The organism is Thermoleptolyngbya sp. PKUAC-SCTB121 (assembly GCF_016919485.1).
GTDB lineage: Bacteria > Cyanobacteriota > Cyanobacteriia > Elainellales > Elainellaceae > Thermoleptolyngbya > Thermoleptolyngbya sichuanensis.
Window position 1 is genome coordinate 3623174 of record NZ_CP070366.1, and the last position, 17725, is coordinate 3640898.

Annotated in this window: 4 protein-coding genes, 1 pseudogene and 1 CRISPR repeat array (1 of these 6 only partly in view); of the genes and pseudogenes, 3 read left to right on the forward strand and 2 right to left on the reverse strand. The window is 50.6% G+C overall.

Features of this window, described 5'->3' with window-relative positions; translation table 11 throughout:
- Positions 1-13337: direct repeats of the CRISPR family, unit length 35 nt; unit sequence CTTTCACCACCACTTCCCCGCAAGGGGACTGAAAC (it extends 383 nt beyond the left edge of the window).
- A 367-nt stretch (positions 13338-13704) separates the two neighbouring features.
- The gene (locus JTM80_RS14910; protein WP_255548771.1) at positions 13705-14079 is read left to right on the forward strand and encodes a four helix bundle protein; all 375 of its coding nucleotides are present in this window, start codon (positions 13705-13707) and stop codon (positions 14077-14079) included.
- Positions 14080-14245: 166 nt separating this feature from the next.
- On the opposite strand, the gene JTM80_RS14915 is transcribed toward JTM80_RS14910, so the two are convergent.
- Positions 14246-14623: a hypothetical protein gene (locus tag JTM80_RS14915; protein ID WP_172357050.1), complete on the reverse strand. Its 378-nt coding sequence runs from the start codon at positions 14621-14623 to the stop codon at positions 14246-14248.
- Positions 14624-14966: 343 nt separating this feature from the next.
- Here JTM80_RS14915 and cas6 point away from each other — a divergent pair, with 343 nt between their 5' ends.
- Positions 14967-16097, forward strand: coding sequence for a CRISPR-associated endoribonuclease Cas6 (gene cas6 / locus JTM80_RS14920; protein WP_172357048.1), 1131 nt, complete (start codon positions 14967-14969; stop codon positions 16095-16097).
- Positions 16098-16131: 34 nt separating this feature from the next.
- Here the strand turns inward: cas6 and JTM80_RS14925 are convergent, their stop codons facing one another.
- Positions 16132-16926 carry a DUF4058 family protein gene (locus JTM80_RS14925; RefSeq protein WP_205369716.1) on the reverse strand — a complete coding sequence of 265 codons (795 nt, stop codon included), beginning with the start codon at positions 16924-16926 and terminating at the stop codon, positions 16132-16134.
- Positions 16927-17188: 262 nt separating this feature from the next.
- On the opposite strand from JTM80_RS14925, the pseudogene JTM80_RS23510 reads away from it, so the two are divergent.
- Positions 17189-17722: pseudogene (locus JTM80_RS23510) on the forward strand (ABC transporter ATP-binding protein); the annotation flags it as partial.
- Positions 17723-17725: the final 3 nt, after the last annotated feature.

The window sequence follows — 17725 nt, forward strand, 5'->3', positions numbered from 1 at the left end:
GCTTTCACCACCACTTCCCCGCAAGGGGACTGAAACTAAGTAAGAGTAAGCTTGCCTTTCCCTATCCCCCTAGCTACTTTCACCACCACTTCCCCGCAAGGGGACTGAAACGAAGTAGAAACGGATTCATTACATATGTGCAGTCTTTCACCACCACTTCCCCGCAAGGGGACTGAAACTCGGTCTAATAGAATTCAGACTAATCAGATTAGAAGACTTTCACCACCACTTCCCCGCAAGGGGACTGAAACTTCTACCGTGGGATATCTGCAGCTCATAGATACTGCTTCATCTTTCACCACCACTTCCCCGCAAGGGGACTGAAACCTAAAGTGCTAACCTATAGTCGGATCAGAAAGGAGTAGACTTTCACCACCACTTCCCCGCAAGGGGACTGAAACAAACTTTTTGATATTTAATAGATAGTGCCATATCTTCTTTCACCACCACTTCCCCGCAAGGGGACTGAAACTTAAAGTTTGTGTGCTAGAACAAACTTTGGGAGGATAAGCAGACTTTCACCACCACTTCCCCGCAAGGGGACTGAAACTCTACTAGTAGTTTTTTATGCTCGCTAGAAAACTCTTTCACCACCACTTCCCCGCAAGGGGACTGAAACGCGGATTTTCGGCGCGTCGTCTGCGCCAAAGCCTACTTTCACCACCACTTCCCCGCAAGGGGACTGAAACATGTACAGTATTCGGTGTAGTACCTGTTTCCGATGAAATTATGCTTTCACCACCACTTCCCCGCAAGGGGACTGAAACGCTTTCGAATACTCCAGGCACGTCATAAATTCGAGAAGAGAGTCTTTCACCACCACTTCCCCGCAAGGGGACTGAAACCTACTATGAACTCTTTTGGAGACAAAGCATAATACTCTCTTTTCTTTCACCACCACTTCCCCGCAAGGGGACTGAAACCTTAGCTGTTCTTGTGTGATTTCTCTTCTTTGATTCTTTCACCACCACTTCCCCGCAAGGGGACTGAAACATTCCGCTGCCTTGGCTGAAACCTACCCGGCTATCCTGCCCTTTCACCACCACTTCCCCGCAAGGGGACTGAAACAATAGTCATATATAGAATATTCTTCTTCCTCATCTCTTTCACCACCACTTCCCCGCAAGGGGACTGAAACCACGTGTAGCAGGAGATTCCCCGCTGACAGAATCTTAGCCTTTCACCACCACTTCCCCGCAAGGGGACTGAAACCTTCAAAACTACTTAACGTGTATATAATAGCAGAAACTTTCACCACCACTTCCCCGCAAGGGGACTGAAACCAAGGCAACCGCCGAGGGGCGATCGCCTTTGAGTTAGACTTTCACCACCACTTCCCCGCAAGGGGACTGAAACACTCCTTAGCAGGATATATTACCCAACAGCCGGAACTTTCACCACCACTTCCCCGCAAGGGGACTGAAACGATCTCTACTCCGTAATATTCTATGTCCGGATGTAGACTTTCACCACCACTTCCCCGCAAGGGGACTGAAACAGTAAGTTCTGTATACTCGTTAGAAAGAGTTTTGATTCTTTCACCACCACTTCCCCGCAAGGGGACTGAAACGAATATTCCCAGAACTCCAGCAGCGCAATCGTGAGAAAAGACTTTCACCACCACTTCCCCGCAAGGGGACTGAAACTTTTAAACTCTGCTATCAATTATTTTAATGAACTAAAGCTTTCACCACCACTTCCCCGCAAGGGGACTGAAACGTGCTGCCGGCGATGGGGTTGGCGGGGGCGCTGGTCAACTTTCACCACCACTTCCCCGCAAGGGGACTGAAACGGCCGTATAGCCCGCATTGGTATTGCGTTCCTTTTTATCTTTCACCACCACTTCCCCGCAAGGGGACTGAAACAAAGTTAGGTTTTCTAACTGTCGCTTGAGGAGGTCTTCCCTTTCACCACCACTTCCCCGCAAGGGGACTGAAACATTACCGTAGATGTTGGTGAGCTAAAAAAAAGCCGATAAACTTTCACCACCACTTCCCCGCAAGGGGACTGAAACAGTAAATTAGTCACATGGATATGCATTCCGCACTGATCTTTCACCACCACTTCCCCGCAAGGGGACTGAAACTTGCGGTTTTTGGGGTATAGATAAATGGCGATCGCCCGTCCACTTTCACCACCACTTCCCCGCAAGGGGACTGAAACATTACTTTAGAATCAAAGCTGTGAATAGTGATTCTAATTCACTTTCACCACCACTTCCCCGCAAGGGGACTGAAACCAGGAGCTTATCCAGAAGAAGAAGGGGCTTAAAATATATGAGCTTTCACCACCACTTCCCCGCAAGGGGACTGAAACGAGAAAGATTTCAAAAAAGACATCAAGCAATTAAAAACTTTCACCACCACTTCCCCGCAAGGGGACTGAAACTTTACTTTCGTGGATGAGATTATAGCTATAGGTATAAACCCTTTCACCACCACTTCCCCGCAAGGGGACTGAAACTCTTTATGAATACCGATAAGGCCACTAGTAGCTGCTGCAACTTTCACCACCACTTCCCCGCAAGGGGACTGAAACTGAACTGAGGGCGCTATACAACCAGGTTCGGCAGGAGATCGAGGCAGCTTTCACCACCACTTCCCCGCAAGGGGACTGAAACTAGTTTTCATTTTGATCTACTGTTAGAAAAAAAACTTTCACCACCACTTCCCCGCAAGGGGACTGAAACACCACTATTTCGCGCTCTCCTAACACCCCGTATATGGGAACTTTCACCACCACTTCCCCGCAAGGGGACTGAAACCAGAAATTATTACTCCTCCGTTATTATAAGAGCTTTCACCACCACTTCCCCGCAAGGGGACTGAAACTCTCTATACAGTAATAATTTCGTCCGGGCTTTCTTTCACCACCACTTCCCCGCAAGGGGACTGAAACACTTTGTACATTTTTTACCCTCTTTTAGTTAAAGTAAAGCTTTCACCACCACTTCCCCGCAAGGGGACTGAAACCATCAGGTCGGCTCCCGGCATAAAAGGCGGGCTTTCACCACCACTTCCCCGCAAGGGGACTGAAACTCCTAAATCAATGACTAATCAAAAAGAGATTATTCTTTCACCACCACTTCCCCGCAAGGGGACTGAAACATTAGATGTCTATCTAGACTCTAAGTATGGACTTTCACCACCACTTCCCCGCAAGGGGACTGAAACCGGGTACTGATAATCAATAGCTCCGAAAGTTCCACTACTTTCACCACCACTTCCCCGCAAGGGGACTGAAACTCTGAATCAAGAGTTCCTCCAGAAGCAAAACTACAAATAAACTTTCACCACCACTTCCCCGCAAGGGGACTGAAACTTTCTACGCGGTTTTCGCGGGACGCGGGCTGTTTTATCTTTCACCACCACTTCCCCGCAAGGGGACTGAAACCCTATAGACCGTCTTTATCTGTACTTATAAAAATAGCTAGGTCTTTCACCACCACTTCCCCGCAAGGGGACTGAAACTTTCTGCACAACCGGTAAACACATTAAAAGAATCATATGCACTTTCACCACCACTTCCCCGCAAGGGGACTGAAACTAGTAGAGCTAGCCATATTATTCTCCTTGGCAATAAATCTTTCACCACCACTTCCCCGCAAGGGGACTGAAACAAGTAGGTCTAGCCATAAATTAAATGAAATTATGAACTTTCACCACCACTTCCCCGCAAGGGGACTGAAACACACGGTGGAGCGATTAACCTTCAGTTCGCGGGCGATCGCCACTTTCACCACCACTTCCCCGCAAGGGGACTGAAACTTTTGATAGAAACTATGTGTCTAATTATTTACAGAAAACCAACTTTCACCACCACTTCCCCGCAAGGGGACTGAAACAAATAAGTAGTTATATTATTAGAAGCAAATCAAATACTTTCACCACCACTTCCCCGCAAGGGGACTGAAACATTGAAGAAACGCAGGTTCTGCAAAATATGGACACTTTCACCACCACTTCCCCGCAAGGGGACTGAAACCATAGGGGTAGTAGTCCAGCAGGCAGCGCCGTACATAGGCTTTCACCACCACTTCCCCGCAAGGGGACTGAAACCGTTTTCGTCAATTGCGATCGCGTCAGCGATCTCAGAACTTTCACCACCACTTCCCCGCAAGGGGACTGAAACTTCTTTAGATACCCAAAGATCAATAAACAAATGAGTAGCCTTTCACCACCACTTCCCCGCAAGGGGACTGAAACTTTAGACTTGCGGCTGATACTTTTAATTCAAGTATCCTTTCACCACCACTTCCCCGCAAGGGGACTGAAACCATACCCATCTGGATCGAGACGAATCGCTTGAGCCTTTCACCACCACTTCCCCGCAAGGGGACTGAAACATATTTCCATAAAGGATACGGGGCCAGAAGCTACTAATCTTTCACCACCACTTCCCCGCAAGGGGACTGAAACTTTCGCACTGGTTCTCAGCAGGCAAGTCGCACCGCCTTTCACCACCACTTCCCCGCAAGGGGACTGAAACTGAATGCTTCAAGGTTTAATTCATCCAATATACTTTCACCACCACTTCCCCGCAAGGGGACTGAAACTTGTATCTAAAGAGCTTGCAGAAGGATTCCATCTTGCTTTCACCACCACTTCCCCGCAAGGGGACTGAAACACAAGGCAACTGTCTTTGAATTGGAGCTTAGACAGCCTTTCACCACCACTTCCCCGCAAGGGGACTGAAACTTCATTAATATAAAGTTTAACTATTTGATTGCTTAGATTCTTTCACCACCACTTCCCCGCAAGGGGACTGAAACATGGGAAGTACGCCTTCGCACGTCGCAACATGTGTGTGCCAGCTTTCACCACCACTTCCCCGCAAGGGGACTGAAACTTTATCTTTGGATGTGTATAGAGAAATTATAAACTCTTTCACCACCACTTCCCCGCAAGGGGACTGAAACGCTGCTAATAAAAATGGAGAAACAATATTTGATACTTCCCTTTCACCACCACTTCCCCGCAAGGGGACTGAAACCTTCTTCTTTGGTACCATTTGAGGCTGAAGCTGGGCCAATTCTTTCACCACCACTTCCCCGCAAGGGGACTGAAACCGATTCCTGATTGGGATCTATTGACTGAAGACCTAGAGCTTTCACCACCACTTCCCCGCAAGGGGACTGAAACAGGATATTCTTCACCTTCACGCTTACGTTTACCAGAGTTAACACTGCTTTCACCACCACTTCCCCGCAAGGGGACTGAAACTTTGAAGCTCAGTGGGTCAAAAGATCATACGCAAATAGGTATACTTTCACCACCACTTCCCCGCAAGGGGACTGAAACCTAGCTTTCGCTAGAAAATACTCTAATGAATACTTCTTTCACCACCACTTCCCCGCAAGGGGACTGAAACTCTTCTGTTGCTAATATGATCATCCCAGGCATAATCTTTCACCACCACTTCCCCGCAAGGGGACTGAAACTGGTATTGATCTTGTTATCCTAACTTTAGGTGATCTAGGACTTTCACCACCACTTCCCCGCAAGGGGACTGAAACGGATGGATTTTGTAGTCAAAACTATGGATGGTCATTTCTTTCACCACCACTTCCCCGCAAGGGGACTGAAACCATCCGACTCAAATAAACCTCTTAAGTAAGAGCATCTTTCACCACCACTTCCCCGCAAGGGGACTGAAACAGTAAATAAGTAAATAAGTAAATAAGTATGCTTGCCTTTCTTTCACCACCACTTCCCCGCAAGGGGACTGAAACTTTAATGGTGAAGTTATCGATGAGGGTTTAGAAGTCTTTCACCACCACTTCCCCGCAAGGGGACTGAAACGTAAGCCCAGGATCATAGCGGCCATTACTAAGGCTGATTAACTTTCACCACCACTTCCCCGCAAGGGGACTGAAACTTAGAGCAAAGTCTGCAAGAGACATCGTTGCATCAAGATTAGCTTTCACCACCACTTCCCCGCAAGGGGACTGAAACGATTTTTTAAAAGTGTTACAGGAAAAAATTTAGATAGGTACTCTTTCACCACCACTTCCCCGCAAGGGGACTGAAACATCTGGTCATATAATTCAGTGTGGTAGTCGTAGGGACTTTCACCACCACTTCCCCGCAAGGGGACTGAAACCGGCTTTTTACTCGTGCAGAAAAACGAGTTTGGGGAAAAGCCTTTCACCACCACTTCCCCGCAAGGGGACTGAAACTTTAGTACCTAATCCGATAGTTTACTCAACTAGTTTACTCAACTTTCACCACCACTTCCCCGCAAGGGGACTGAAACTGGTAAAACATGGTTAGGTAAAATTTATATAGAAGGAAAAGAACTTTCACCACCACTTCCCCGCAAGGGGACTGAAACTCTACTGTAAATACATAAGCATGATTTACAGGTAAAGGGGTACTTTCACCACCACTTCCCCGCAAGGGGACTGAAACAGAAACTCAATATATGTATATCCAATATTCTGCCTTTAATCTTTCACCACCACTTCCCCGCAAGGGGACTGAAACGCCACTAATCCTTTACCGTTTTCTGATCCAGAAGGTCGCTTTCACCACCACTTCCCCGCAAGGGGACTGAAACATGATCTAAGTAAAAAAGATCATGAGCAGGAATCTGAAGATGACTTTCACCACCACTTCCCCGCAAGGGGACTGAAACTTTATAGCACGCATAGGGATTGCGTTTAACCTGATGACCTTTCACCACCACTTCCCCGCAAGGGGACTGAAACTCTTTATAAGTCATATGACTTAGATCTTCTAGAGTATATACTTTCACCACCACTTCCCCGCAAGGGGACTGAAACCGATGAAGTTGATAGTAGCCAGCAGGCTCTCCGTCTTCTTTCACCACCACTTCCCCGCAAGGGGACTGAAACATTTCGTCATCTCTGCTCATTTCGTCGCCTCTGCTCTAGACTTTCACCACCACTTCCCCGCAAGGGGACTGAAACGCTACGAGTACACTGTCGAAGACATGGAAAGCGCCGAGCTTCTTTCACCACCACTTCCCCGCAAGGGGACTGAAACCCTAATATCCCGAATATGGGGAGTGCATCCTCGCCTTTCACCACCACTTCCCCGCAAGGGGACTGAAACAAGATTCTGATCCTGTTGGATCACTTGGAAGCAATTGCCATCACCTTTCACCACCACTTCCCCGCAAGGGGACTGAAACGCGATCGCGGACTCGCCCGCACCACATCTTGCGAACTTTCACCACCACTTCCCCGCAAGGGGACTGAAACAATTAACTAGTTTCGATTGATCATAGTTCCAAGAATGCTTTCACCACCACTTCCCCGCAAGGGGACTGAAACTTCTGTATAGAAATCTAATTCTTGTTTTATTCCTTTTCTTCTTTCACCACCACTTCCCCGCAAGGGGACTGAAACAAGATGGAGTTTTAAAACTCCTCCACTCAATGGTGCTTTCACCACCACTTCCCCGCAAGGGGACTGAAACTTTAGCCATGTTACTCTCCTAAATACTAGAGGTGTGCAACTTTCACCACCACTTCCCCGCAAGGGGACTGAAACTTCTTGAATCCTGGTAACAGTTTAATTTCTGACTCCAGGCTTTCACCACCACTTCCCCGCAAGGGGACTGAAACTTGAAGGATTTGATCTAGCTTCTGCTATAGCTAGAGAATCTTTCACCACCACTTCCCCGCAAGGGGACTGAAACATAATACTCCGATTTTTTTGCCGTAGTAGGCGAATCTTTCACCACCACTTCCCCGCAAGGGGACTGAAACGTTAGTTCTAAAACACGAACTTTAAAGGATAAGCTCTTTCACCACCACTTCCCCGCAAGGGGACTGAAACTAATCGATTTTATCAATTTTCATGATGTAGTACCGTAATCTCTTTCACCACCACTTCCCCGCAAGGGGACTGAAACTTTTTGCCCTCGATTTTTGCAATTAAAACAACGTCACCATTTCTTTCACCACCACTTCCCCGCAAGGGGACTGAAACGTAGCTTGGCACGTTGGGATGTCCGATTAATCCCAGCTTTCACCACCACTTCCCCGCAAGGGGACTGAAACCTTTTGAGCCTTGTGTAGAGGCTTTATAGGCAGGATCTTTCACCACCACTTCCCCGCAAGGGGACTGAAACTTTAAATCATCTACTCCGTTGTTTAACCTTAAGAAACCTTTCACCACCACTTCCCCGCAAGGGGACTGAAACTCTCAGTATTACTGAGTTAGGTCTATCAAACATAATCTTTCACCACCACTTCCCCGCAAGGGGACTGAAACACGGAAGGCGGAACGCCTTGCACATAACAATAGTATCTTTCACCACCACTTCCCCGCAAGGGGACTGAAACTTGTTTATCGATAGCAAAATCGTTATTAGCACTAGCTTTCACCACCACTTCCCCGCAAGGGGACTGAAACCTCTGAGAAAGTGCCGGATCTCCCCATCGATAAAAGGCACGACTAGCGAACTCTTTCACCACCACTTCCCCGCAAGGGGACTGAAACCGTAAAAAGTCTCAGAATGAACAACCTCTGGATATCCCTTTCACCACCACTTCCCCGCAAGGGGACTGAAACTAACGCAGTTCCATTATCAGCATTATTGACAACAAAAGCTTTCACCACCACTTCCCCGCAAGGGGACTGAAACTGAATATTCCAAGCACGTTAGAAAATCGAACAATGAAGTCTTTCACCACCACTTCCCCGCAAGGGGACTGAAACTTTTTTATTATAGACTACAAAGTGACAGATAGAAGTAGACACTTTCACCACCACTTCCCCGCAAGGGGACTGAAACTTTTTATTTAGATGCATGTGCATTCCGGTTCTATTGTGTACTTTCACCACCACTTCCCCGCAAGGGGACTGAAACTTCAGGGCGATTTCTTCCTCAAAACCATCTTCTCCGGTACAGTCTCTTTCACCACCACTTCCCCGCAAGGGGACTGAAACATTCTACCGAAAACGCTACAGTTACAAAAATACTTTCACCACCACTTCCCCGCAAGGGGACTGAAACTTTCAATAAGTTTATCTAAGGCTTCTTGGGGACTTTCACCACCACTTCCCCGCAAGGGGACTGAAACTGTATATTCTTTAGACTCGTTACTGCAGAAAATATTGACTTTCACCACCACTTCCCCGCAAGGGGACTGAAACAGCCTGTGAGCCTACGGGTGTGTAACGTTCAGAGTTTTTTGCTTTCACCACCACTTCCCCGCAAGGGGACTGAAACACACACTGACGCTCGTGCGATCGCCCCGGACTTCCCCCAAATCCTTTCACCACCACTTCCCCGCAAGGGGACTGAAACCATGATTAGAGATAGTGTTCCTTTCTTCTGCCATCCGTCCTCACAACTTTCACCACCACTTCCCCGCAAGGGGACTGAAACATAATTTCCCTCAATTTCCCTCTGATTCGCTATTATGTCCTTTCACCACCACTTCCCCGCAAGGGGACTGAAACGTCTTCGACGAGAGTACGAGCACCTTGAACGACAGTCCGACTTTCACCACCACTTCCCCGCAAGGGGACTGAAACAGGCTCCAGAGGGGGCAAAGCATGTAGAACTGTCAGCTTCTTTCACCACCACTTCCCCGCAAGGGGACTGAAACTCGATCAGTTGCCCAAATTTATAGATTGGACTCTGCCCTTTCACCACCACTTCCCCGCAAGGGGACTGAAACCTGAAGTGGACGAGGCGGCGGGCGATCGCGCTCTGTCGACTTTCACCACCACTTCCCCGCAAGGGGACTGAAACTTGGGGTAGCAACGTGCCACACAGCAGAGAACCGCACCTGGCTTTCACCACCACTTCCCCGCAAGGGGACTGAAACTTTGGCAGAGTCAGCGGGCAACAGGGACACCGCTTCTTTCACCACCACTTCCCCGCAAGGGGACTGAAACGCGCCAGCAATGGGACAGCCAAGCGGCGGCGTTTGGCTTTCACCACCACTTCCCCGCAAGGGGACTGAAACGCAGAAGCTGCTACAGCGAGAAGGAAAACCCAAGCAACTTTCACCACCACTTCCCCGCAAGGGGACTGAAACCCGTTTGAGCGAAGATCGCGTTAACGATCGAGACGTTCAGCTTTCACCACCACTTCCCCGCAAGGGGACTGAAACTCTTGCAGCGAGTTTCCCAGTTCGCGCACGGCGTCTTTCACCACCACTTCCCCGCAAGGGGACTGAAACCTGCTGAGGAGTAACTGTGATGTCACCCACGTTAGCATCGGCTTTCACCACCACTTCCCCGCAAGGGGACTGAAACGAAGTCATGAAAGTTCTCCAAATAGTTGATCCAACTTTCACCACCACTTCCCCGCAAGGGGACTGAAACACGCTCTGGGGGGTTGAATCGGTTGATGTTCCGACTTTCACCACCACTTCCCCGCAAGGGGACTGAAACTTGGTAGATGAGCGACTCTAGCTCGTCGGGGTAGTCGGCTTTCACCACCACTTCCCCGCAAGGGGACTGAAACAAAACCGTAAGGCGGCAAAAGCCCTTATGGATCAACTTTCACCACCACTTCCCCGCAAGGGGACTGAAACTACGACGCAGACGGCGACGTGTGGGATAACGCCAGACTCCCGGCTGCTTTCACCACCACTTCCCCGCAAGGGGACTGAAACGGCGGGATATCAGACTGGTTTGCGTTTGACCCGCACGTCCAGCTTTCACCACCACTTCCCCGCAAGGGGACTGAAACATCGCGGCCCGGTTTGGCGGCACCGATGAGATCCGAGATTTAACTTTCACCACCACTTCCCCGCAAGGGGACTGAAACGCTAACCATTGAGGGGCTGATGGCAGACCTGCCCATGCACTTTCACCACCACTTCCCCGCAAGGGGACTGAAACAACTTGTTTAGGTCTGCCGTATTGCGTGATTACTTTCAAGCTTTCACCACCACTTCCCCGCAAGGGGACTGAAACATGCGTGACACCGATTTGGTGCCGTCAGCGATCTCAAGGATCACCTTTCACCACCACTTCCCCGCAAGGGGACTGAAACCGCCAACCCTGGTTTTTGAATGTTGTCCTCGTTATGATTTGATCTTTCACCACCACTTCCCCGCAAGGGGACTGAAACCTTGACGACGGGATGGCCGCCAAAACTCGCGGCAAAGGTGCTTTCACCACCACTTCCCCGCAAGGGGACTGAAACAGAGGTGGAGGCAGCCGTCGCCATGCAGGCGTAGACCCTTTCACCACCACTTCCCCGCAAGGGGACTGAAACATCGCTCAGCACACACCGGAAATAACCCGGCGTGCCGTAGTTGCTTTCACCACCACTTCCCCGCAAGGGGACTGAAACTTTTCAGAAAAAAGCAAGCCCCCTTCGTTCTAGTCCCCTTTCACCACCACTTCCCCGCAAGGGGACTGAAACCCTTGTGGATCACGGTCATCGGTGTTATAAGTTGTCGTAGGCTTTCACCACCACTTCCCCGCAAGGGGACTGAAACTCGCGTCGCAGGCGACTCATTAGGCGACTCATTATGATTCCTTTCACCACCACTTCCCCGCAAGGGGACTGAAACGCCAGCTATTGGAAAGCCCATCACGGACGGGGCACGCTTTCACCACCACTTCCCCGCAAGGGGACTGAAACACCTTCATTTAGAAGCAAAGAGATGTCCGCGCATACTTTCACCACCACTTCCCCGCAAGGGGACTGAAACGGTTTCGCGGCGATCGCCCCCGTCAAAAGCGGGGCGTTCCCGCTTTCACCACCACTTCCCCGCAAGGGGACTGAAACCGCCAACCCTGGTTTTTAATTTTGGTCCTCGTGATAGCGTAAGCGCCATCACGGCTTTCACCACCACTTCCCCGCAAGGGGACTGAAACCAGTAGCGGCACACATCAAGATTTTCGCATCCCGGCTTGGGATGCCAACTTTCACCACCACTTCCCCGCAAGGGGACTGAAACTTTTCGCATCCCGGCTTGGGATGCCAGCCCTGGTTTTTTACTTTCACCACCACTTCCCCGCAAGGGGACTGAAACTTTCTTACTCTCGACCCTGCCGCATGAGGTGCGCCAGCCGTTTGTCTTTCACCACCACTTCCCCGCAAGGGGACTGAAACGCTGATCCTAGTGGCTCCCGACCGACTATCTGCACAACTTTCACCACCACTTCCCCGCAAGGGGACTGAAACCGACTACGAGCAGGTTGAGGCGCAGTTGAAGCAAGTAAATGCTTTCACCACCACTTCCCCGCAAGGGGACTGAAACAGGTCCGCCGTACTGTGCGATCACTTTTAAGTACCTCTGCTTTCACCACCACTTCCCCGCAAGGGGACTGAAACCTGAATATCAAACTCAGGGAAATTCGACAGCGTAGCGGCTTTCACCACCACTTCCCCGCAAGGGGACTGAAACAAGATGAATGAGGGCGATCGCAAGAAGTTCTTGTCAACTTTCACCACCACTTCCCCGCAAGGGGACTGAAACTTTTGGCAAACTTGTTCAGGTCCGCCGTACTGTGCGATCACTTCTTTCACCACCACTTCCCCGCAAGGGGACTGAAACACACCTCTCGACGTGGCAGCTTTAACCAGCGGGTTATCAAGCTTTCACCACCACTTCCCCGCAAGGGGACTGAAACCTACGCATTTTCTGGGCATCGCCCGCGTCTTTGATAGTCCCCTTTCACCACCACTTCCCCGCAAGGGGACTGAAACCTGCAGAGATTTCGGTGAACAATCTGGGATGATGATTAAAAACCTTTCACCACCACTTCCCCGCAAGGGGACTGAAACAGCCCACAGCAGAGGGGGCGTTATTGTCCAGCAGAATCATCTTTCACCACCACTTCCCCGCAAGGGGACTGAAACCACCATCTGGTAGTAGTTGAGGACTCCCCAAAGGGCAACGCCTACCACTTTCACCACCACTTCCCCGCAAGGGGACTGAAACTGGTCCTGTCTGTTCAAGATCTTTAAAGCTGTCAGCTTTCTTTCACCACCACTTCCCCGCAAGGGGACTGAAACGACAGCGAGAACGCATTGGCTGAAATCGTCGCCGACGAAACTTTCACCACCACTTCCCCGCAAGGGGACTGAAACAATTCATCGCCTAAGCGACCTTCCAGATATTGGCGAATCTCTTGACTTTCACCACCACTTCCCCGCAAGGGGACTGAAACAAACTTTTTGCGTCCGTCACGTTCACGTTGCTGGTGCCGCAGTACTTTCACCACCACTTCCCCGCAAGGGGACTGAAACACGGAATTCATCGCCTAAGCGACCTTCTAGATATCTTTCACCACCACTTCCCCGCAAGGGGACTGAAACACTAGGGTGAACCACTCGTCCGGTATTGTCTCCCCCACTTTCACCACCACTTCCCCGCAAGGGGACGGAAAGCTTTGGGAAAGAACGAAAAACGAAAAACGAAAAAGGAAACTGGATTTGCCCAGAATCGCCTCGCTCTTCGTTCTTCCCTCTTCGTTCTTCCCTCTTCGTTCTTTGTTCTTCCCTCTTCGTTCTTCGTTCTTCCCTCTTCGTTCTTCGTTTTTCCCTTCTCCCCCACCACTTCCCCGCAAGGGGACGGAAAGCTTTGGGAAAGAACGAAAAACGAAAAACGAAAAAGGAAACTGGATTTGCCCAGAATCGCCTCGCTCTTCCTTCTTCCCTCTTCCTTCTTCCCTCTTCGTTCTTCGCTCTTCGTTCTTCGCTCTTCGTTCTTCCTTTTTCCTCCTTCCCTCTTCCCTTGGGCACTTTAAACAGGTAAGTGCCTCTCCCTACCGCCATGCCCGAATTTCCCAAAGAAGACCTGCGACAGCGCACGAAAGCCTTTGCCATGCGGATTATCAAGGTGTATACCGCTTTGCCCAAAAGCACCGAAGCTCAGGTTTTGGGTAAACAGCTACTCCGCAGCGGAACCTCTGTCGGTGCCCACTATCGAGAAGCAGTTCGCTCTAGGTCAAAATCTGAGTACATCAGCAAAGTAGGCGTTGGGCTACAAGAACTCGAAGAAGCAATCTACTGGCTAGAGTTATTGACCGACGCTGGGCTGGTTGCTCCCCAAAAAATCAGCAGCCTGATGAACGAGGCAAGTGAACTCATCGCAATCTTTGTAACCCTCTCTAACCGGGCGAAACGATGAAAAGAGAAGAAGGAAAAAGGAAGAACGAAAAATGAAAAATGAAAAACGAAAAGGAAAACCGGATCTCGCCTAGAATCCCTTCGCTCTTCGTTCTTCCCTCTTCGTTCTTTCCTCTTCGTTCTTCCCTCTTCGTTCTTCCCTCTTCGTTCTTCGTTCTTCCCTCTTCCTATTGGGTATATATGTTGATATTTACATTACAAGCCCCCAGTGGATTGACGCAAAACGGCATACTGTAGCGCACTCGAAAAACACCTTCTGCACCGGCGGGAACATTGAAGAAAATGGTTTCGTTTCCAAATCGACGACCCCGAGCAAATTGCCGACCTGTGGGGTCGTAGAGTTCTACATCCACATCGCCAAGTGCGGAGCTTACTTCGAGGATGTAGCTTCCTGGTCTATTAATTGTTAATGTTGCCCAATTGGCCTCTCCAGCATAAAGGGGGCGTACTGGCTCTGCTTTCGCCGCGAGCGGATTCAGCCCTTCCATGAGCGCGATCGCTAGGCACATCAGGGAAACTCGACTGACCAAGCGTTGATAGTTCATAGTGGTGTTCCTATTTTTTGAAAGTACCGAATCGGGAGTTAAGCGTTTGCAGTGAGCAGGACTGGTTTAGCGCAACGGAATCAGTCAACTAAGGCGCGGTCAGTGGAACTGGTTTGGCGCAACAGCATCAGAAAACTAAGACATAGAGGGCTGGGGCTTTTTCGATTGGGGCATCCTGTAGGTGGAGCATTGAACGCAACTGACCACAGAATAGATCCCTGCTGGAAAGCTCCCTTTCCAATCAATGGGGCGATCGCCCAGCACCCAATCCCCAATTCCCACTACCAAATCCCCGTGGGGGATTAAAATGAAACGCAAACACTGCTGAGTTTCCCTGGCATCTATGCCCCGCCCTCGCGCCACGGTTCAAAAAACCCCTGCTGCGGCAAACTGGCCCGCAGACACGCAATTGGTCGGCCTGACGCTCCAGCTTCAGCCCTATGCCGACAGCACGCTCTATCCGCAATACACTATTGGGCTTCATGCCTGGTTGCTCGACCAGGTGCGCCAGATGAATCCGGAGTTATCTGCCTATCTGCACGATGGCGAGTCCGAAAAACCCTTTACAATTTCTGCGCTGCAAGGCGTGGAAATTGCCCCCGGCGGCAGCCCAAGGCTCAGGGGCGATCGCCCTTATACCTGGACGATTACTGCCCTCTCGCAACCCGTCGTCACCTGGCTCACAGACTGGCTGCGGCAGCCTCCCCAAACCATCGACCTGCGGGGCGCACCGCTCAGAATACTCGACTGGGGACTGACCAATTCCGTCCATCCGCCCACTACTTATGAGCAGTTGTTTGACGTGGCGATTCCGCCCAATCCGGCGATCGCCCTCTCTTTCCTCTCGCCCACCAGCTTTCGCCGCCACAAACATCACTTTCCACTGCCTGTGCCCGTTAACTTATTCCACAGCTACTTGCGCCGCTGGAATGATTTTTCAGAGGTTGAGTATGACCAGGAAGATTTTCTGGACTGGATCGATCGATCAGTAATCATCACCCGCCATCACTTGCAGTCTGTCAAAACAGTCGCAGGCAAGCGCGGCTCGGTGACGGGATTTACCGGAGCGATTGAGATAAGCTTAAGTAAGACAGCGCTAGAAGACTCCGAATATGTGCAGTTGTTTATGGCGCTGGGCCGCCTCGCTCCCTATTGCGGCACTGGGCACAAAACGACCTTTGGGCTGGGGCAAACCCGCTTGGGCTGGTCGTCTGCCGAAACCGAAGCCCCCCAGTCTACCCTGCAAGACCTGCTGGCTCAGCGAATTGCCGCCCTTACTGAGCATTTCCTGACGCAACGTAAGCGCACTGGAGGAGAACGAGCAATGGCGATCGCCGAAACTTGGGCCACCATCCTGGCCCGGCGCGAACTGGGCGAATCGCTGCAAGACATTGCCGAAGACTTGGGACTGCGCTACGAAACTGCCAAAACCTACGCCAAACTGGCCCGAAAAGCCGCAGAAGCACTGCCCTAATACTTCGCTTTGAAGCACTCTAAGACAAATCGCCTTAGACCGGATTCTCCAAGTCGGCTTGCTGCAAAATCTCACGCACCCACGCTTCATCTTCGGGGCGCAACGCGGGTTTTGGGGGTTGGGTATAGTCAATTGCTAGGTCAAAGCGGGCACGTCGATATACGTCATTCAGGATGCGTTGCAGATTGACCACGGGTTCTGGGTCATGAACGAGCAGCGGAATAGGAATTGCAGGAATTGGGTCTTGCAACTCGAAAGCGTAAAGATCGGCGATGGGGCGATGGCTTGCTCGACTGATCAGAATGCGGTACAGCGAGTCTGCTGCACCCAGAATGGGCATTGGCTCTCCCTCTCGCAACAAGTCAATCTCGACTAAGCTAGTGCTGGAGCCTAAGATTTTCTGGCGCTTGCTAATGTAGGCCGCTCGTCCATCCTTATTCCGTTTATTTTTGGGAGACAAAATCTCAATCACACAGACAACCTCTCCGGTTTGGGTAGAGCGCACTTCCAAGAATCGCTCGACCACCTCTTGTGGCACAGGAACCTGAACTGGAATCGGAGTTTTTTTGCTGGCAGGGGCGATTTGGCTGGATGGCTCGATATCATCCGCAGAGCAGCGAGTCAAAGCGACATCAGCAATGCCCACCAAGCCAACTGATAAGGAGTCGTCAATGCTCTGGTAAACTCGCTCTTCGATGGCGACCCGGTAGCGAGGCGCAACTTGGGGTGTGAGGTCATCTGCGATCGCCACAATCAAGCGATTATGAACCTGATGCCAAAGTTGGGGATGTTCCAGATAAGGATTCATTCCGGGAAATGGATTATCCACAACGCTCTCTCCGTTCTTCTGAATCAATTCAAAACCAGGCAGATCCCAGATTTATCGTCTTAATTCATCGTCTTGTAGGTCATGCTTCATAAGCAACGCTTTGCAAGAAGCCGATTGTGATTGGAGTGGGGAAACTTTGAGGGGCTGTTGCCCAAAGCAGAAGACTTGTCCGGCGATCTACGTTAAGATTCTTTAAGAGCTTTCTCAGAAGGCTTGCTAGCGTCATTCTAGACGGTGTTCCACGATATCTCACGGTGTCCCTATGTCAGCAAGTTCCTGGTGGTCTGGTCTGTTTGCCTCGGCTAAACCTGCGATCGCCCTCGAAAGCGCCTCGCCTGCTCAGGGGGCCAGGGTCGAGCTAAAGGATCTCTGCAAAGAATTTCAGGAAGGCGACGTGACGCGGAAGGTGCTGAATGGCATCAATTTGCAGTTTGACCCTGGAGAATTTGTCGTGCTGCTGGGGCACAGCGGCAGCGGCAAGAGTACGCTGCTGAACCTGATTAGCGGCATCGATCAGCCGTCTGGGGGCACGATTCGCATCAATGATTTGGCCATTACGGAACTGGACGAGAAATCGCGCACCCTGTTTCGGCGCGATCGCATCGGATTCGTCTTCCAGTTTTTCAACCTAATTCCGACGCTAACGGTGCTGGAAAATGTCACCCTGCCGCAGGAGTTGGCGGGCCAGTCTCCGGCGGTGGCGCGTCAGTCGGCGCTCCAGCTTTTGCAGCAGGTGGGGCTGGGCGATCGCCTAGAGACTTATCCAGATAAGTTATCCGGCGGGCAGCAGCAGCGAGTG

Coding starts and splice junctions, on each gene's coding strand:
- JTM80_RS14915 (WP_172357050.1), bottom strand. CDS start 14,623: ATGAACTATCAACGCTTGGTCAGTCGAGTTTCCCTGATGTGCCTAGCG.
- cas6 (WP_172357048.1), top strand. CDS start 14,967: ATGCCCCGCCCTCGCGCCACGGTTCAAAAAACCCCTGCTGCGGCAAAC.